This is a genomic window from Clavibacter quasicaliforniensis, assembly GCF_051201715.1.
In the GTDB taxonomy this organism is placed as follows: Bacteria; Actinomycetota; Actinomycetes; order Actinomycetales; family Microbacteriaceae; genus Clavibacter; species Clavibacter seminis.
Map to the genome: position 1 here is coordinate 1912327 of NZ_CP139624.1, position 13813 is coordinate 1926139.

Below are 13813 nucleotides of genomic sequence, written 5' to 3' on the forward strand. Positions count from 1 at the left end.
TCGTCCCCGCGGAGACGCATCACGGCTGGGAACGCGCAGCCGTCGGCGGTCGCTTCAACCGGCGCGCAGGAGACGCAGAACGCCCCCGTCCTCGGGACGGGGGCGTTCGACGTTCGGATGCGGTCGGGGCTACTTGGTGGCCTTGACCGTGCCGCGGCGGGCGCGGAGCTGCTCGAGCGCCTCCTCGAGGAGCTGGCTCGCCTCCTCCTCGCTGCGACGCTCCTTCACGTACGCGAGGTGGGTCTTGTACGGCTCGAGCTTCGCGACCGACGGCGGGTTCGCCTTGTCGCGCCCGGCCGGCAGACCCGACTGCGGCGAGTCGATGGTGACGGGGATCTCCTCCTCCGGCAGGTTCGCCGCGAAGTGGCGGACGGTCTCGTTGCCGAGGGCGTCCCAGTACGAGATCGAGATGCGCTCCGCGTGGAAGCCGCGGTCCTGCTCGCCCATGGGGCCCGCGCCGACGCGCGAACCGCGGATGGCGCTTCCTCCTGATGCCATGTGGCTGCTCCCTACAATCCGGTGTCGAACTTGGTGATGAGCCCCAGGACCACGATGCACGTGACCCAGACGAGGCCGAGGATGACGGTGATGCGGTTCAGGTTCCGCTCGGCCACGCCCGAGGAGCCGAGGCTCGACGTGGTGCCGCCCCCGAACATGTCGGACAGACCGCCGCCCCGCCCCTTGTGCAGGAGGATGAGCATGGTCAGCAGGAGGCTGGTGATTCCCAGAACCACCTGCAGGACTACCTGGAGGATTTCCACGTGCGGCCTTTCGGGTGCGCGGTGCTGTGGCCGAGACCGACCGGTGAACGGCCGATGGGCCGTTGTCGATTATAGCGGGCGGCTGAGTGCGACGAGCCGCCCGCGCCCGGATGGACGCGAGCGGCTCGAGGGGATGCGCGGATCAGACGCCGACATGCGAGCGGAACCGCGCGATCGCGGAGAACTCCTGCACGTCGAGGCTGGCGCCGCCGACGAGGGCTCCGTCGACGTCCGGCTCTCGGAGGAAGCCCGCGATGTTGCCGGACTTGACCGAGCCGCCGTAGAGGATGCGCGTGGCCTTCGCGGCCTCGTCGCCCAGGAGCTCGGCGACGACCGCGCGGAGCGGTGCCGCTACCTGCTGCGCCTGCTCCGGCGTCGCGGCCTGGCCGGACCCGATTGCCCACACGGGCTCGTAGGCGACGACCACGTCGGCGCCCTTCGGCAGGCCCTCGAGCGCGACGCGCAGCTGGGCCACGGGGACGGCGCTGGCGCCGTGCTCCTCGAGGTCGGCCGCGGTCTCGCCCACGCAGATCACCGGGACGATGCCGTGCTTCACCGCTGCAGCCGACTTGGCAGCCACCTGCTCGTCGGTCTCGCCGTGCAGCGTGCGCCGCTCGGAGTGGCCGACGATCACGTAGCGGCAGGCGAGCTGCGCCAGGAACGCCGCGGAGATCTCCCCCGTGAACGCGCCCGACTCGTGCTCGGACACGTCCTGGGCGCCGTAGGCCAGCTCGAGCTTGTCGGCCGAGACGAGCGTCTGCACGCTGCGGATGTCGGTGGCCGGCGGGAAGACCGCGACCTCCGCCTCCGCGTAGTCGTGCTTGGCGTCCTTGAGGCTCCACGCGAGCTTCTGGACGAACGCGATGGCCTGGAGATGGTCCAGGTTCATCTTCCAGTTGCCCGCGATGAGGGGCGTGCGCCCCTGCGGGCGATCGGTCACTGCCATCCGAGGACCTCCAGTCCCGGCAGGCGCTTCCCCTCGAGGAACTCGAGGCTCGCGCCGCCTCCGGTCGAGATGTGACCGAAGCGGTCATCATCGAATCCGAGCGCGCGGACGGCCGCGGCGCTGTCGCCGCCGCCGACCACGGAGAGCCCCTCGACGCGCGTGAGCGCATCGGCGACCGTCTTCGTGCCCGCCGCGAACGGCTCCAGCTCGAAGACGCCCATGGGCCCGTTCCAGAACACCGTGGTCGATCCGCGGATGATCGTCGCGAACGCGTCGGCGGTCTCGGGGCCGATGTCGAGCCCCAGCCCCTCCGCGCCCGCAGGCGTGCCCTCGATGGCGTCGGCGCGCGTCACCTCGTGGGCGGCGTCGGCGGAGAACCCGTCGGCGACGACCACGTCGGTGGGGAGCACGATCTTGACGCCGCGCTCCTCGGCCTCGGCCAGGTAGCCCTTGACGGTCTCGACCTGGTCCTCCTCGAGGAGGCTCGCGCCCACCTCGTGGCCCTGGGCCTTGAGGAACGTGAAGAGCATCCCGCCGCCGATGAGCAGCGAGTCGACGCGCGGAAGCAGGTGGCCGATGACGCCGAGCTTGTCCGACACCTTGGATCCGCCGAGGACGACCGTGTACGGCCGCTCCGGGTTCTCCGTCAGGCGGTCGAGCACCTCGAGCTCGCTCGCGATGAGCGAGCCGGCGGCGCTGGGGAGCGCCGACGCGAGCTCGAACACGCTCGCCTGCTTGCGGTGCACGACGCCGAAGCCGTCGGACACGAACGCGTCCCCGAGCTCGGCGATCGACTCCGCGAAGCCCCGGCGGACCGTCTCGTCCTTGCTGGTCTCCTCCGCGTGGAAGCGGAGGTTCTCGAGCACGACGACGTCCCCGTCGCCGAGGGCCTCGACCGCCGCGCGGGCGGAGTCGCCCACGGTGTCGCTCGCGAAGGCCACGTCAGCGCCGAGCAGCTCGCCGAGGCGGGCCGCGACGGGACGCAGGCTGTACTTCTCGTCCGGCGTGCCGTCGGGACGGCCGAGGTGCGAGATCACGACGACGCGGGCGCCGGCCTCGCGGAGACCCGTGAGGGTCCCCAGCGAGGCGCGGATGCGCCCGTCGTCGCCGATGACGCCGTCCTTCAGCGGGACGTTGAGGTCGCAGCGCACGATGACGCGGCGGCCCCGGAGATCCCCGAGGGAGTCGATGGTGCGGAGTGCCACGGCCGGTTACAGGCGATCGGCGACGTACTCGGTGAGGTCGACGAGGCGGTTGGAGTAGCCCCACTCGTTGTCGTACCACGACGCGACCTTGACCTGGTTGCCGATGACCTTGGTGAGGCCGGCGTCGAAGATCGAGGAGTGCGGGTCGTTGACGATGTCGCTCGAGACGATGGGGTCCTCGGTGTACTTGAGGATGCCCTTGAGGGGGCCGTCGGCCGCTGCCTTGTACGCGGCGTTGACCTGCTCGACCGTGACGTTCGCCGAGGTCTCGATGGTGAGGTCGGTGATCGAGCCGGTGGGCACGGGCACGCGGAGCGCGTAGCCGTCGAGCTTGCCGACGAGCTCGGGGATCACGAGGCCGAGCGCCTTCGCGGCACCCGTCGACGTGGGGATGATGTTGACGGCGGCGGCGCGCGCGCGACGCAGGTCGCTGTGCGGGCCGTCCTGGAGGTTCTGGTCGGCCGTGTAGGCGTGGACCGTCGTCATGAGGCCGCGCTCGATGCCGAACTCGTCGAGGAAGACCTTGGCGAGGGGCGCGAGGCAGTTCGTGGTGCACGACGCGTTGGAGATGACGTCGTGCGTGGCGGGGTCGTAGGTGCCCTCGTTGACGCCGAGGACCAGGGTCGCGACGTTGTCGCCCGTGGCGGGCGCGGAGACGAGGACCTTCTTGGCGCCGGCGGTGATGTGCTTGCGCGCGTCCTCCGCCTTCGTGAAGCGGCCGGTGGACTCGATGACGATCTCGACGCCCAGCTCGCCCCAGGGGAGGTTCGCGGGGTCGCGCTCCTCGAGGACGCGGATGGCCTTGCCGTTGACGACGATGTTGTCCCCGTCGAGCTCGACGGTGGCGTCGAGGCGGCCCGTGATGGAGTCGTACTTGAGCAGGTGCGCGAGCGCCTTGTTGTCGGTGAGGTCGTTCACCGCGACGATCTCGATGTCGCTGCCCTTGGCGAGCGCGGCGCGGAAGTAGTTGCGGCCGATGCGGCCGAAGCCGTTGATGCCGATCTTGACGGTCACGTGTTCTCCTGATGTTCTGCGCGCTCGGGGGCGGCGGTGGGTGATGGAGTTCGGGGTGCGCGGGAGTCCTGCCGTGCGGGATCCGCGGGCGGCCGGGGTCTCCCCGCCGGCCGCCCGCGGATGCGGCTACGAGAGGAGGAAGAGGCCCTGCGTCTTCGTGCGGGCGGCGTCGAAGCGCGCCTGCACGTCGGCCCAGTTGACGATGTTCCAGAACGCCTTCACGTAGTCGGCCTTGACGTTGACGTAGTCGAGGTAGAAGGCGTGCTCCCACATGTCGAGCAGCAGGATCGGGACGGTCGCCGCGGCGAGGTTGCCCTGGTGGTCGTACAGCTGCTCGATGATGAGCTTCTGGCCGAGCGAGTCCCACGCGAGGATGCTCCAGCCGGAGCCCTGGATGCCGAGGGCCGATGCGGTGAAGTGGGCCTGGAACTTGTCGTACGAGCCGAAGAACTCGTCGATGGCCGCGGCGAGCTCGCCGGTGGGCTTGTCGCCGCCGTCGGGGCTGAGGTTGTTCCAGAACACCGTGTGGTTGACGTGGCCCGCGAGGTTGAACGCGAGGTCCTTCTGCAGCTTGTTGACGAAGGTGAGGTCGCCGGCGTCGCGCGCCTCCTGCAGCTTGACGAGGGCGGTGTTCGCGCCGTCGACGTAGGTCTTGTGGTGCTTGTCGTGGTGCAGCTCCATGATGCGGCCGCTGATGCTCGGCTCGAGGGCCGAGTAGTCGTACGGGAGGTCGACGAGAGTGTAGTCAGCCATAGGTGTATCTCCTCTTCATTGCCCGGGGGCTCCCGGCCAGAGGCCGGGGGTGGGTGACGGATCGAGTCTAGTCCGGCGGCCCTCCGCGCCACCTGGCCGGATGACGCCCGGCGTCCCGCGGATCACCGCCCGCCGGGGCGCGCGTGCAGCGCCGACGGACGCGTCGCGGATCAGACGTCGTCGAGGTCGGCGGGGAGATTGGCGTCGGTGCCGGGGAGGCCCTCGTCGACGGCCTTCTTGTCTGCCATGGCAAGGAGGCGGCGGATGCGGCCGGCCACGGCGTCCTTCGTCATGGGCGGATCGGCGTGGTGGCCCAGCTCGTCGAGGCTGGAGTCGCGGAAGCGCAGACGGAGGTCGCCCGCGTACTTGAGGTGGTCGGGGATGTCCGGGCCGAGGATCTCCATGGCGCGCTCTACGCGCGCGCACGCGGCGACGGCGGCCTGCGCGGAGCGGCGGAGGTTCGCGTCGTCGAAGTTGACGAGGCGGTTGGCGGTGGCCCGCACCTCGCGGCGCTGGCGCATCTCCTCCCAGTTCACGACCGTGCCCTGCGCGCCCATGACGCGGAGCATCTGCCCGATGGCGTCCCCGTCGCGGATGACCACGCGGTGGACGCCGCGGACCTCGCGCGCCTTGGCGCTGACGTCGAGGCGACCCGCGGCGCCGACGAGCGCCATCGCCGCCTCGTTGCCGGGGCAGGTGACCTCGAGGGCGGCCGAGCGGCCGGGATCCGTCAGCGTGCCCGCGGCGAGGAACGCCCCGCGCCAGACGGCGGCGATCTCCTCGCGCGAGCCCGTGGTGAGCCGGTTCGGCAGGCCGCGGATGGGGCGGCGCCGCGCGTCGAGCAGGCCGGTCTGGCGGGCGAGCGTCTCGCCGCCCTCCATCACCCGGACCAGGTAGTGGGTGGCGCGGCGCATGCCGGACGCGGGGATGACCGAGATGTCGCTGCGCACCCCGTAGAGCTCGGCCAGGTCCTTGCGGACGCGGCGGGCGAGGAGCGGGGTGTCGAGCTCGGACTCGACGGCGATGCGGTTCGAGATGAGGTGCAGCCCGCCCGAGAACCGCAGGATGGTCGCCAGCTCGGCGGCCCTCACCGTGGTCTTGCTGACCTCGACGCGTGACAGTTCTTCCTTGACGTCCGAGGTCAGAGGCAAATGCTTACTCCCTTGATGAGATGGGTGCCCTACTCCCGGCCGAGGTCGCGGTGCTTGGTGCTGACAGCGACGCCGGGAAGGGCGCGGAGGAGGCTGGAGAGCTCCTCGGAGACGGCGACCGAGCGGTGCTTGCCGCCGGTACAGCCGATAGCGATCGTAGCGTGTCTCTTGTTCTCCCGCTGGTACCCCGCGAGCACCGGGGCGAGGGCCCGGGCGTACGCGTGGACGAACTCCTCTGCGCCCTCCTGGCCCAGCACGTAGTCGCTGACGGCCTTGTCGCGACCCGTGAGCGGGCGGAGCTCGGGGGTCCAGAACGGGTTGGGCAGGAAGCGCATGTCGGCCACCATGTCGGCGTCCGCCGGGGTGCCGTACTTGAACCCGAAGCTCATCACGGTGACGCGCACGCCGGCGTCGTCCGCGCCGCTGAACTGCTCGGTGATGGTGGTGGCGAGCTGGTGGATGTTGAGCTCGGAGGTGTCGATGACGAGGTCGCTCGCCTCGCGGATCTCGATCATGCGGGCCCGTTCGGCCGCGATGCCGTCGAGCAGCGTGCCGTTGCCCTGGAGCGGGTGCGGGCGGCGCACCTGCTCGAACCGCCGGACGAGCGCGGCGTCGGTGGCCTCGAGGAAGAGGACCCGCAGGCGCGGACCTGTGCCGAAGGTCTGCAGGATGTCGCGCAGCTCGGAGAAGAAGTCGCCGCCGCGGACGTCGACCACGGCCGCGATCTTGGGCAGCGAGGTGCCCGCGCGGCCGGCCAGCTCGACGAGCGGCTTGAGCATCTGCGGCGGGAGGTTGTCGACCACGTACCAGCCGAGGTCCTCCAGGGCGTTGCCGACGGTGGACCGGCCCGCGCCGGACATCCCCGTCACGATCATGACGTCCTGCTGGGGGATCTCCACGCTCATGCGGGCATGCACCTCTCGTCGCGCTGTCGGTGGCTCCAGTCTAGGCGCGACCCGCGACACGCGACCGGGCGCCGGTCACGAGCGGAGCCGCTCGTAGACGGCCTGCGCGAGCGTCGGCCCGATGGTGCGGACGGCCGCGATCTCCTCGACCTCCGCCTGCTTCAGCTTGGCCACGGACCCGAACTGCTGCAGCAGCCGCTGCACGCGCGACGGCCCGAGCCCCGGGATCTCGTTGAGCACCGACGTGATGTCGCGCTTCCGGCGGGCCCGCTGGTGCGTGATGGCGAACCGGTGGGCCTCGTCGCGGATGCGCTGGATGAGGAAGAGCGCGTCGCTGTTGCGCGGCAGGATGATCGGGTAGTCGGAGTCCGGGAGCCAGATCTCCTCGAGGCGCTTGGCGATGCCGGCGAGCTGGATCCCGGTCACGCCCGACTCCTCGAGCGCACGCTGCGCCGCGGCCACCTGGGGTTGCCCGCCGTCGACGATGAGCAGGTTGGGGCTGTACGAGAACTTGTTCACGGGCGGCGCCTCGCCGAGCTCGGGCGGCGCGGCGTCGGCCGGGACCTCGGCCTCCTTGCCGAGGTACGCGAGCCGGCGCGTGATGACCTGGTGGATCGACTCGGTGTCGTCCGTGGAGTCGGCGATGTTGAAGCGGCGGTACTGGTCCTTGCGCGGCAGGCCGTCCTCGAAGACGACCATGGACGCGACGATGTTGGTGCCGCTGAGGTGCGAGACGTCGTAGCACTCCATCCGCAGCGGCGCGTCGGGCATGCCGAGCGCCTCCTGGATGTCGGCCAGCGCCTTGGACCGGGTGGTGAAGTCGGAGCTGCGGCGCGTCTTGTAGAGCATGAGCGCGTTCTGCGCGTTGGTGGCGGCGGTGTGCGCGAGCGCCGCCTTGTCGCCACGCTGGGCGACCCGGAGGTCGACCTGCCAGGAGCTCGGGCGGCCGCGGCGCACGGTGCCGTCGTCCTCCCCCGCCGCCCGGCGCTGGCTGAGCCAGAGCTCGAGCTCGGCGGCGTCCGCGGGCAGCTCGGGGACGAGGACCTCACGCGGAGGGTGCGCCTCGTCCTCGTAGGCGTTGTGCAGCACGGTCTCGACGAGCTCGCCGATGCCGATGTCGAGCTCCTTGTCGACGACCCAGGTGCGCGTGCCGCGGATGCGGCCGCCGCGGACCATGAACTGCTGCACGGCCGCGGCCAGCTCGTCGGCCGCGATGCCGAAGACGTCCGCGTCGACCCGGTCGTCGAACACGACGGCGGTCTTGGACAGGGCCGCCTCGAGCGCGCCGATGTCGTCGCGGTGGCGGGCGGCGGCCTCGTAGTCCATCTCCGCCGCGGCGTCCTTCATCCGTTGCGTGAGCTGCCCCACGTACTTCGAGTCGTTGCCGGCCATGAAGCTCACGAAGTCGTCCGCGATCTCGCGGTGCTCCTCGTCGGAGACGCGGCCGACGCACGGGGCGGCGCAGCGGCCGATGTCGCCGAGCAGGCAGGGCCGGTTCGTCTGCCGGGCACGCTTGAACGTGCTCTCGGAGCAGGACCGCATCGGGAACACCTTCAGCAGGTGGTCGACCGTCTCGCGGATGGCCCAGACCTTGGTGTACGGGCCGAAGTACTTGGCGCCGCGGATCTTCCGGTTGCGCGTGACCATGACCCGGGGGTAGTCCTCGCCGAGCGTCACGGCCAGGTAGGGGTAGGACTTGTCGTCCCGGAACTTGACGTTGAACGGCGGGTCGAACTCCTTGATCCAGGTGAACTCGAGCTGGAGCGCCTCGAACTCGCTGCCGACAACGGTCCACTCGACGCCGGCCGCGGACGTCACCATCCGGCGCGTGCGCTCGTGCAGGCTCTCCAGGGGCGCGAAGTAGTTCGCGAGCCGCGCGCGGAGGTTGTTGGCCTTGCCCACGTAGAGCACGCGGTCCGCGGCGTCGCGGAAGCGGTACACGCCCGGCGACGTGGGGATCTCCCCCGCCGCCGGGCGGTAGCCGACGGTGTCGGGGCGGGCCATCAGCCGGCCGCGCGCTCCTCGCGCGCGCGCTGGGAGGCGACCGCGGAGGCCTCGGCCTCGGCGTCGAGGACCTCCTTGAGGAAGCCGCCCGTGTAGCTCTCCGGCACGGTGGCCAGGTGCTCCGGCGTGCCGGTGGCGAGCACCGTGCCGCCGCCCGCGCCGCCCTCCGGGCCCATGTCGATGAGCCAGTCGGCGGACTTGATGACGTCGAGGTTGTGCTCGATGACGATGACGGTGTTGCCCTTGTCGACCAGCCCGTTCAGCACGAGGAGGAGCTTCCGCACGTCCTCGAAGTGGAGGCCCGTGGTCGGCTCGTCGAGCACGTAGATGCTCCGGCCGTTCGACCGGCGCTGCAGCTCGGTGGACAGCTTGACGCGCTGCGCCTCGCCGCCGGAGAGCGTCGTGGCGCTCTGGCCGAGCCGCACGTAGCCGAGGCCCACGTCGACCAGCGTCTTCATGAAGCGGTGGATGGCCTGGATCGGCTCGAAGAACTCCGCCGCCTCGCTGATGGACATGTCGAGCACCTCGGCGATGCTCTTGCCCTTGTAGTGGACGCTGAGGGTGTCGCGGTTGTACCGCGCTCCCCCGCAGACCTCGCACGCCACGTACACGTCGGGCAGGAAGTTCATCTCGATCTTGATGGTGCCGTCGCCCGAGCACGCCTCGCAGCGCCCGCCCTTGACGTTGAAGCTGAAGCGGCCGGGGAGGTAGCCGCGGGCCTTGGCCTCGGTCGTCTCGGCGAACAGGTTGCGGATCCGGTCGAACACGCCCGTATAGGTGGCCGGGTTCGAGCGCGGGGTGCGGCCGATGGGGTTCTGGTCGACGTGCACGACCTTGTCGAGGTTCTCGAGACCGGTGACGCGCGAGTGCTTGCCGGGGACCTTGCGGGCACCGTTGAGCTCGTTGGCGAGAACCCGGTAGAGGATGTCGTTGACGAGCGAGGACTTGCCGGACCCGCTGACGCCCGTGACGGCCGTGAGCGTGCCGAGCGGGAACGACGCGGTCACGTTCTGCAGGTTGTTGGCGCGCGCGCCGACGACCTGGATCTGCCGCTTCCTGTCGATCTTGCGGCGCTTGGCGGGCGTCGCGATGGCGCGGCGGCCGGCGAGGTAGTCGCCCGTGAGCGACTCGCGGTTCTCCATGAGGCCCTCGTAGGAGCCCGAGTGGACGACCTTTCCGCCGTTGACGCCGGCGCCTGGCCCGATGTCGACGATCCAGTCGGCGGTGCGGATGGTGTCCTCGTCGTGCTCGACGACGATCAGCGTGTTGCCGAGGTCGCGCAGCTTGACGAGGGTCTCGATGAGGCGCCGGTTGTCGCGCTGGTGCAGGCCGATGGACGGCTCGTCCAGCACGTAGAGCACTCCCGTGAGCCCCGAGCCGATCTGCGTGGCGAGGCGGATGCGCTGCGCCTCGCCACCGGAGAGCGACGCCGCCGCACGCGCGAGGTTGAGGTAGTTCAGGCCGACCTCGATGAGGAACTCGAGGCGCACGCGGATCTCCCGCAGCACCTGCGCGGCGATGTGCGCCTCGCGGTCGGTCAGCTCGAGCTGCGCCATGAACTCCTGCGCGTCCGAGAGGCTCATCTCGGCGACGTCGGCGATGTTCGCCCCGTGCACGAGCACCGCGAGGACCTCGGGCTTCAGGCGCTTGCCGTCGCAGACCGGGCAGGGGATCTCGCGGAGGTACTCGCCCCAGCGCGCACGCTGGTTGTCGGTCTCCGCCTGGGCGAACTGGCGCTCGATGTAGGGCATGACGCCCTCGAAGCCCGACGAGTAGGTCATCTCGCGGCCGTAGCGGTTCTTCCACTTGACCTGGACCTCGAAGTCGTTGCCCCGGAGGACGGCCTCGCGGACCTCCTCGGACAGCTTCCGCCAGGGCGTCGTGAGCGAGAACTTGAGGTCGCGGGCGAGGCCGGCGAGCAGCTTCTCGTAGTACTGGAAGAGGCCCTTGCCCTGCGTGGTCCACGGGAGGATGACGCCGTCGGCGATGCTGAGGGACTCGTCGCCGATGAGCAGCTCCTGGTCCACCGACATGCGCGTGCCGAGGCCCGAGCACTCGGGGCAGGCGCCGAAGGGCGCGTTGAACGAGAAGGTGCGCGGCTCGATCTCGGTGAGCTGGATGGGGTGGTTGTTCGGGCAGGAGAGCTTCTCGGAGTACGTCCGCAGGCCTCCGGGGCCGTCGACGTCGACGAAGTCGATCATCACGATGCCGTCGGTGAGCCGGAGCGCGGTCTCGAGCGAGTCCGTCAGGCGCCCGAGGATGTCGTCGCTCGCGACCAGGCGGTCGACGACGACCGAGATGTCGTGCTTGTACTGCTTCTTGAGCTTGGGCGGCGAGCTGAGCTGGATGAGCTCGCCGTCGACGATGGCCCGCGAGTACCCGCCGGAGGCGAGCTCCGCGAACAGATCGACGAACTCGCCCTTCTTCTGCGACACGATGGGGCTGACGACCTGGTACCTGGTGCCGGTCTCGAGCTCCATGAGCTGGTCGGCGATCTGCTGCACCGTCTGGCGCGAGATGCGCTCCCCGCAGACGGGGCAGTGCGCGACGCCGATGCGCGCCCAGAGGAGGCGCATGTAGTCGAAGATCTCGGTGATGGTGCCCACCGTGGAGCGCGGGTTGCGGTTCGTCGACTTCTGGTCGATGGAGACCGCGGGGCTCAGGCCCTCGATGAAGTCGACGTCGGGCCGGTCGACCTGCCCGAGGAACTGGCGCGCGTACGCGGACAGCGACTCGACGTAGCGGCGCTGGCCCTCGGCGAAGATCGTGTCGAACGCGAGGGACGACTTGCCCGACCCCGACAGACCCGTGAAGACGACGAGCGAGTCGCGCGGGATGTCGAGGTCGACGTCCCGGAGGTTGTGGACGCGGGCGCCGCGCACGCTGAGGAGGGAGGAGGACTCGACGGGGGAGATTGACACCTGTCCATCGTATGCGTCGCCACCGACAGCGACCGCGGCCCGGGCGCGCGACCGACGGTCGTCCGCTGCGCGCCCCTCGGCATCAGGACAGGTGGCCGGCCTTCTCCATCTGCCGCAGCTCGCGCTTCAGGTCGCCCAGCTCGTCGCGGAGCCGCGCGGCCAGCTCGAACTTCAGCTCGCCCGCCGCCTGCAGCATCTGGTCGTTGAGGTCGGAGATGATCGTCTCCAGCTCGTTCGCTCCCGCGGCCGCCTTGCCCTCGCGTCGGAGGTTCGGCGTGGGCGAGCGCTTGCCGCCGCCGCGCCCCTCGAGCATCTTCTTCGTGTCCTCGCCCTCGCGCGCCAGGATCTCGGTGATGTCGGCGATGCGCTTGCGCAGGGGCGTCGGGTCGATGCCGTGCTCGGTGTTGTAGGCGACCTGCTTCTCGCGGCGGCGGTCGGTCTCCTCGATGGCGCGCTTCATGCTGTCCGTCAGCACGTCGGCGTACATGTGCACCTCGCCGGACACGTTGCGGGCCGCGCGGCCGATGGTCTGGATGAGCGACGTGGACGACCGCAGGAAGCCCTCCTTGTCGGCGTCGAGGATCGCGACGAGCGACACCTCCGGGAGGTCGAGGCCCTCGCGCAGCAGGTTGATGCCCACGAGCACGTCGTACACGCCGGCCCGCAGCTCGCTGAGCAGCTCGACGCGGCGCAGGGTGTCGACGTCCGAGTGGAGGTAGCGCACGCGCACCCCGGCCTCGGCGAAGTAGTCGGTGAGCTCCTCCGCCATCTTCTTCGTGAGCGTGGTGACGAGGATGCGCTCGTCCTTCTCCACGCGGATGCGGATCTGCTCCAGCAGGTCGTCGATCTGGCCCTTCGTGGGCTTGACGACGATGGCCGGGTCGATGAGGCCGGTCGGGCGGATGATCTGCTCCACCACGCCGTCGCCCATGCCGAGCTCGTACTTGCCGGGAGTCGCCGACATGTACACGGTCTGCGGCACGCGCTCCGTGAACTCGTTCCACTTCAGCGGCCGGTTGTCGAGCGCGCTCGGCAGGCGGAAGCCGTGCTCGACGAGCGTGCGCTTGCGCGACGAGTCGCCCTCGAACATGGCGCCGATCTGCGGCACGGTGACGTGCGACTCGTCGATGACGACGAGGAAGTCGTCCGGGAAGTAGTCGAGCAGGCAGTGCGGGGCCTCCCCCGCGTCCCGTCCGTCGATGTGCCGCGAGTAGTTCTCGATGCCCGAGCAGAAGCCGATCTGCTGCATCATCTCGATGTCGAAGTTGGTGCGCATGCGCAGCCGCTGGGCCTCGAGAAGCTTGCCCTCGCGCTCCAGCACCGCGAGCCGCTCCTCGAGCTCCTGCTGGATGGTGCCGATGGCCCGCCGCATGACCTCGGTCTCCGCCACGTAATGGGATCCCGGGAACACGGACACGGAGTCCATCTTGCGGACCACGTCGCCCGTGAGCGGGTGCAGCTGGTACAGCGCCTCGATCTCGTCGCCGAACATCTCGATCCGGATGGCCAGCTCCTCGTACATCGGGATGATCTCGATGGTGTCGCCGCGCACGCGGAAGTTGCCGCGCGAGAAGTCGACGTCGTTGCGCTGGTACTGCATGGAGACGAACTTGCGGATGAGCGTGTCGCGGTTGATCTGCATGCCCACCTGGAGCGCGACCATGGCGTTCATGTACTGCTCGGGCTGGCCGAGGCCGTAGATGCACGACACCGTGCTGACCACCACGACGTCGCGGCGGCTGAGGAGCGAGTTTGTAGTGGAGTGACGCAGGCGCTCGACCTCGGCGTTGACCGACGAGTCCTTCTCGATGAAGGTGTCCGTCTGCGGGACGTAGGCCTCGGGCTGGTAGTAGTCGTAGTAGGAGACGAAGTACTCGACCGCGTTGTCCGGCATGAGCTCGCGGAACTCGGTGGCGAGCTGGGCGGCGAGCGTCTTGTTGTGGGCGAGGATCAGCGTGGGCCGCTGGACCTGCTCGATGAGCCAGGCGGCCGTGGCCGACTTGCCGGTTCCGGTGGCGCCGAGGAGCACGACGTCGGGCTCGCCGGCGTTGACCCGGCCCGCCAGCTCCGCGATGGCCGTGGGCTGGTCGCCGCTCGGGGAGTAGTCGCTGACGACCTTGAACGGGCGCACGGAACGGGTGGGCTGCATGTGA

Annotated in this window: 11 protein-coding genes; all 11 read right to left on the reverse strand. The window is 70.0% G+C overall.

Annotated elements, in window-relative coordinates; all coding sequences use genetic code 11:
- Nucleotides 1-129 precede the first annotated feature (129 nt).
- A complete protein-coding gene (locus tag NL142_RS09155; RefSeq protein ID WP_012038428.1) occupies nucleotides 130-498 on the reverse strand; it encodes an RNA polymerase-binding protein RbpA in 369 nt (122 codons plus the stop codon).
- A gap of 11 nt (nucleotides 499-509) precedes the next feature.
- On the reverse strand, nucleotides 510-761 hold the full coding sequence (gene secG / locus NL142_RS09160) for a preprotein translocase subunit SecG (protein WP_012038429.1): 252 nt from the start codon (nucleotides 759-761) through the stop codon (nucleotides 510-512).
- A 142-nt stretch (nucleotides 762-903) separates the two neighbouring features.
- The gene (tpiA, locus tag NL142_RS09165) at nucleotides 904-1707 is read right to left on the reverse strand and encodes a triose-phosphate isomerase (protein WP_194682468.1); all 804 of its coding nucleotides are present in this window, start codon (nucleotides 1705-1707) and stop codon (nucleotides 904-906) included.
- Nucleotides 1698-2912 carry a phosphoglycerate kinase gene (locus NL142_RS09170; protein WP_435078971.1) on the reverse strand — a complete coding sequence of 405 codons (1215 nt, stop codon included), beginning with the start codon at nucleotides 2910-2912 and terminating at the stop codon, nucleotides 1698-1700. The genes tpiA and NL142_RS09170 overlap by 10 nt, the downstream gene beginning before the upstream one ends.
- Before the next feature lie 6 nt (nucleotides 2913-2918).
- A complete protein-coding gene (gene gap / locus NL142_RS09175) occupies nucleotides 2919-3926 on the reverse strand; it encodes a type I glyceraldehyde-3-phosphate dehydrogenase (RefSeq protein WP_012038432.1) in 1008 nt (335 codons plus the stop codon).
- Nucleotides 3927-4052: 126 nt separating this feature from the next.
- Nucleotides 4053-4679, reverse strand: coding sequence for a superoxide dismutase (locus tag NL142_RS09180; protein WP_012038433.1), 627 nt, complete (start codon nucleotides 4677-4679; stop codon nucleotides 4053-4055).
- Between the two features lie 170 nt (nucleotides 4680-4849).
- Complete coding sequence (gene whiA / locus NL142_RS09185; protein ID WP_194682466.1) at nucleotides 4850-5830, reverse strand: DNA-binding protein WhiA; 981 nt, start codon at nucleotides 5828-5830, stop codon at nucleotides 4850-4852.
- Between the two features lie 29 nt (nucleotides 5831-5859).
- Complete coding sequence (rapZ, locus tag NL142_RS09190) at nucleotides 5860-6735, reverse strand: RNase adapter RapZ (protein WP_012038435.1); 876 nt, start codon at nucleotides 6733-6735, stop codon at nucleotides 5860-5862.
- Nucleotides 6736-6810: 75 nt separating this feature from the next.
- Complete coding sequence (gene uvrC, locus NL142_RS09195; protein WP_435078975.1) at nucleotides 6811-8739, reverse strand: excinuclease ABC subunit UvrC; 1929 nt, start codon at nucleotides 8737-8739, stop codon at nucleotides 6811-6813.
- Nucleotides 8739-11660 carry an excinuclease ABC subunit UvrA gene (uvrA, locus tag NL142_RS09200; RefSeq protein ID WP_435078977.1) on the reverse strand — a complete coding sequence of 974 codons (2922 nt, stop codon included), beginning with the start codon at nucleotides 11658-11660 and terminating at the stop codon, nucleotides 8739-8741. Before uvrA ends, uvrC begins: the two co-directional genes overlap by 1 nt.
- Nucleotides 11661-11742: 82 nt before the next feature.
- Entirely contained in the window at nucleotides 11743-13809 is a 2067-nt protein-coding gene (gene uvrB, locus NL142_RS09205; RefSeq protein ID WP_045528132.1) for an excinuclease ABC subunit UvrB, read from the reverse strand.
- Nucleotides 13810-13813 lie beyond the last annotated feature (4 nt).

Excerpts from the sequence above, each read along its gene's own strand:
- uvrC (WP_435078975.1), bottom strand. The coding sequence starts at position 8,739 with ATGGCCCGCCCCGACACCGTCGGCTACCGCCCGGCGGCGGGGGAGATC.
- rapZ (WP_012038435.1), bottom strand. The coding sequence starts at position 6,735 with ATGAGCGTGGAGATCCCCCAGCAGGACGTCATGATCGTGACGGGGATG.
- tpiA (WP_194682468.1), bottom strand. The coding sequence starts at position 1,707 with ATGGCAGTGACCGATCGCCCGCAGGGGCGCACGCCCCTCATCGCGGGC.
- uvrB (WP_045528132.1), bottom strand. The coding sequence starts at position 13,809 with ATGCAGCCCACCCGTTCCGTGCGCCCGTTCAAGGTCGTCAGCGACTAC.
- NL142_RS09155 (WP_012038428.1), bottom strand. The coding sequence starts at position 498 with ATGGCATCAGGAGGAAGCGCCATCCGCGGTTCGCGCGTCGGCGCGGGC.
- NL142_RS09180 (WP_012038433.1), bottom strand. The coding sequence starts at position 4,679 with ATGGCTGACTACACTCTCGTCGACCTCCCGTACGACTACTCGGCCCTC.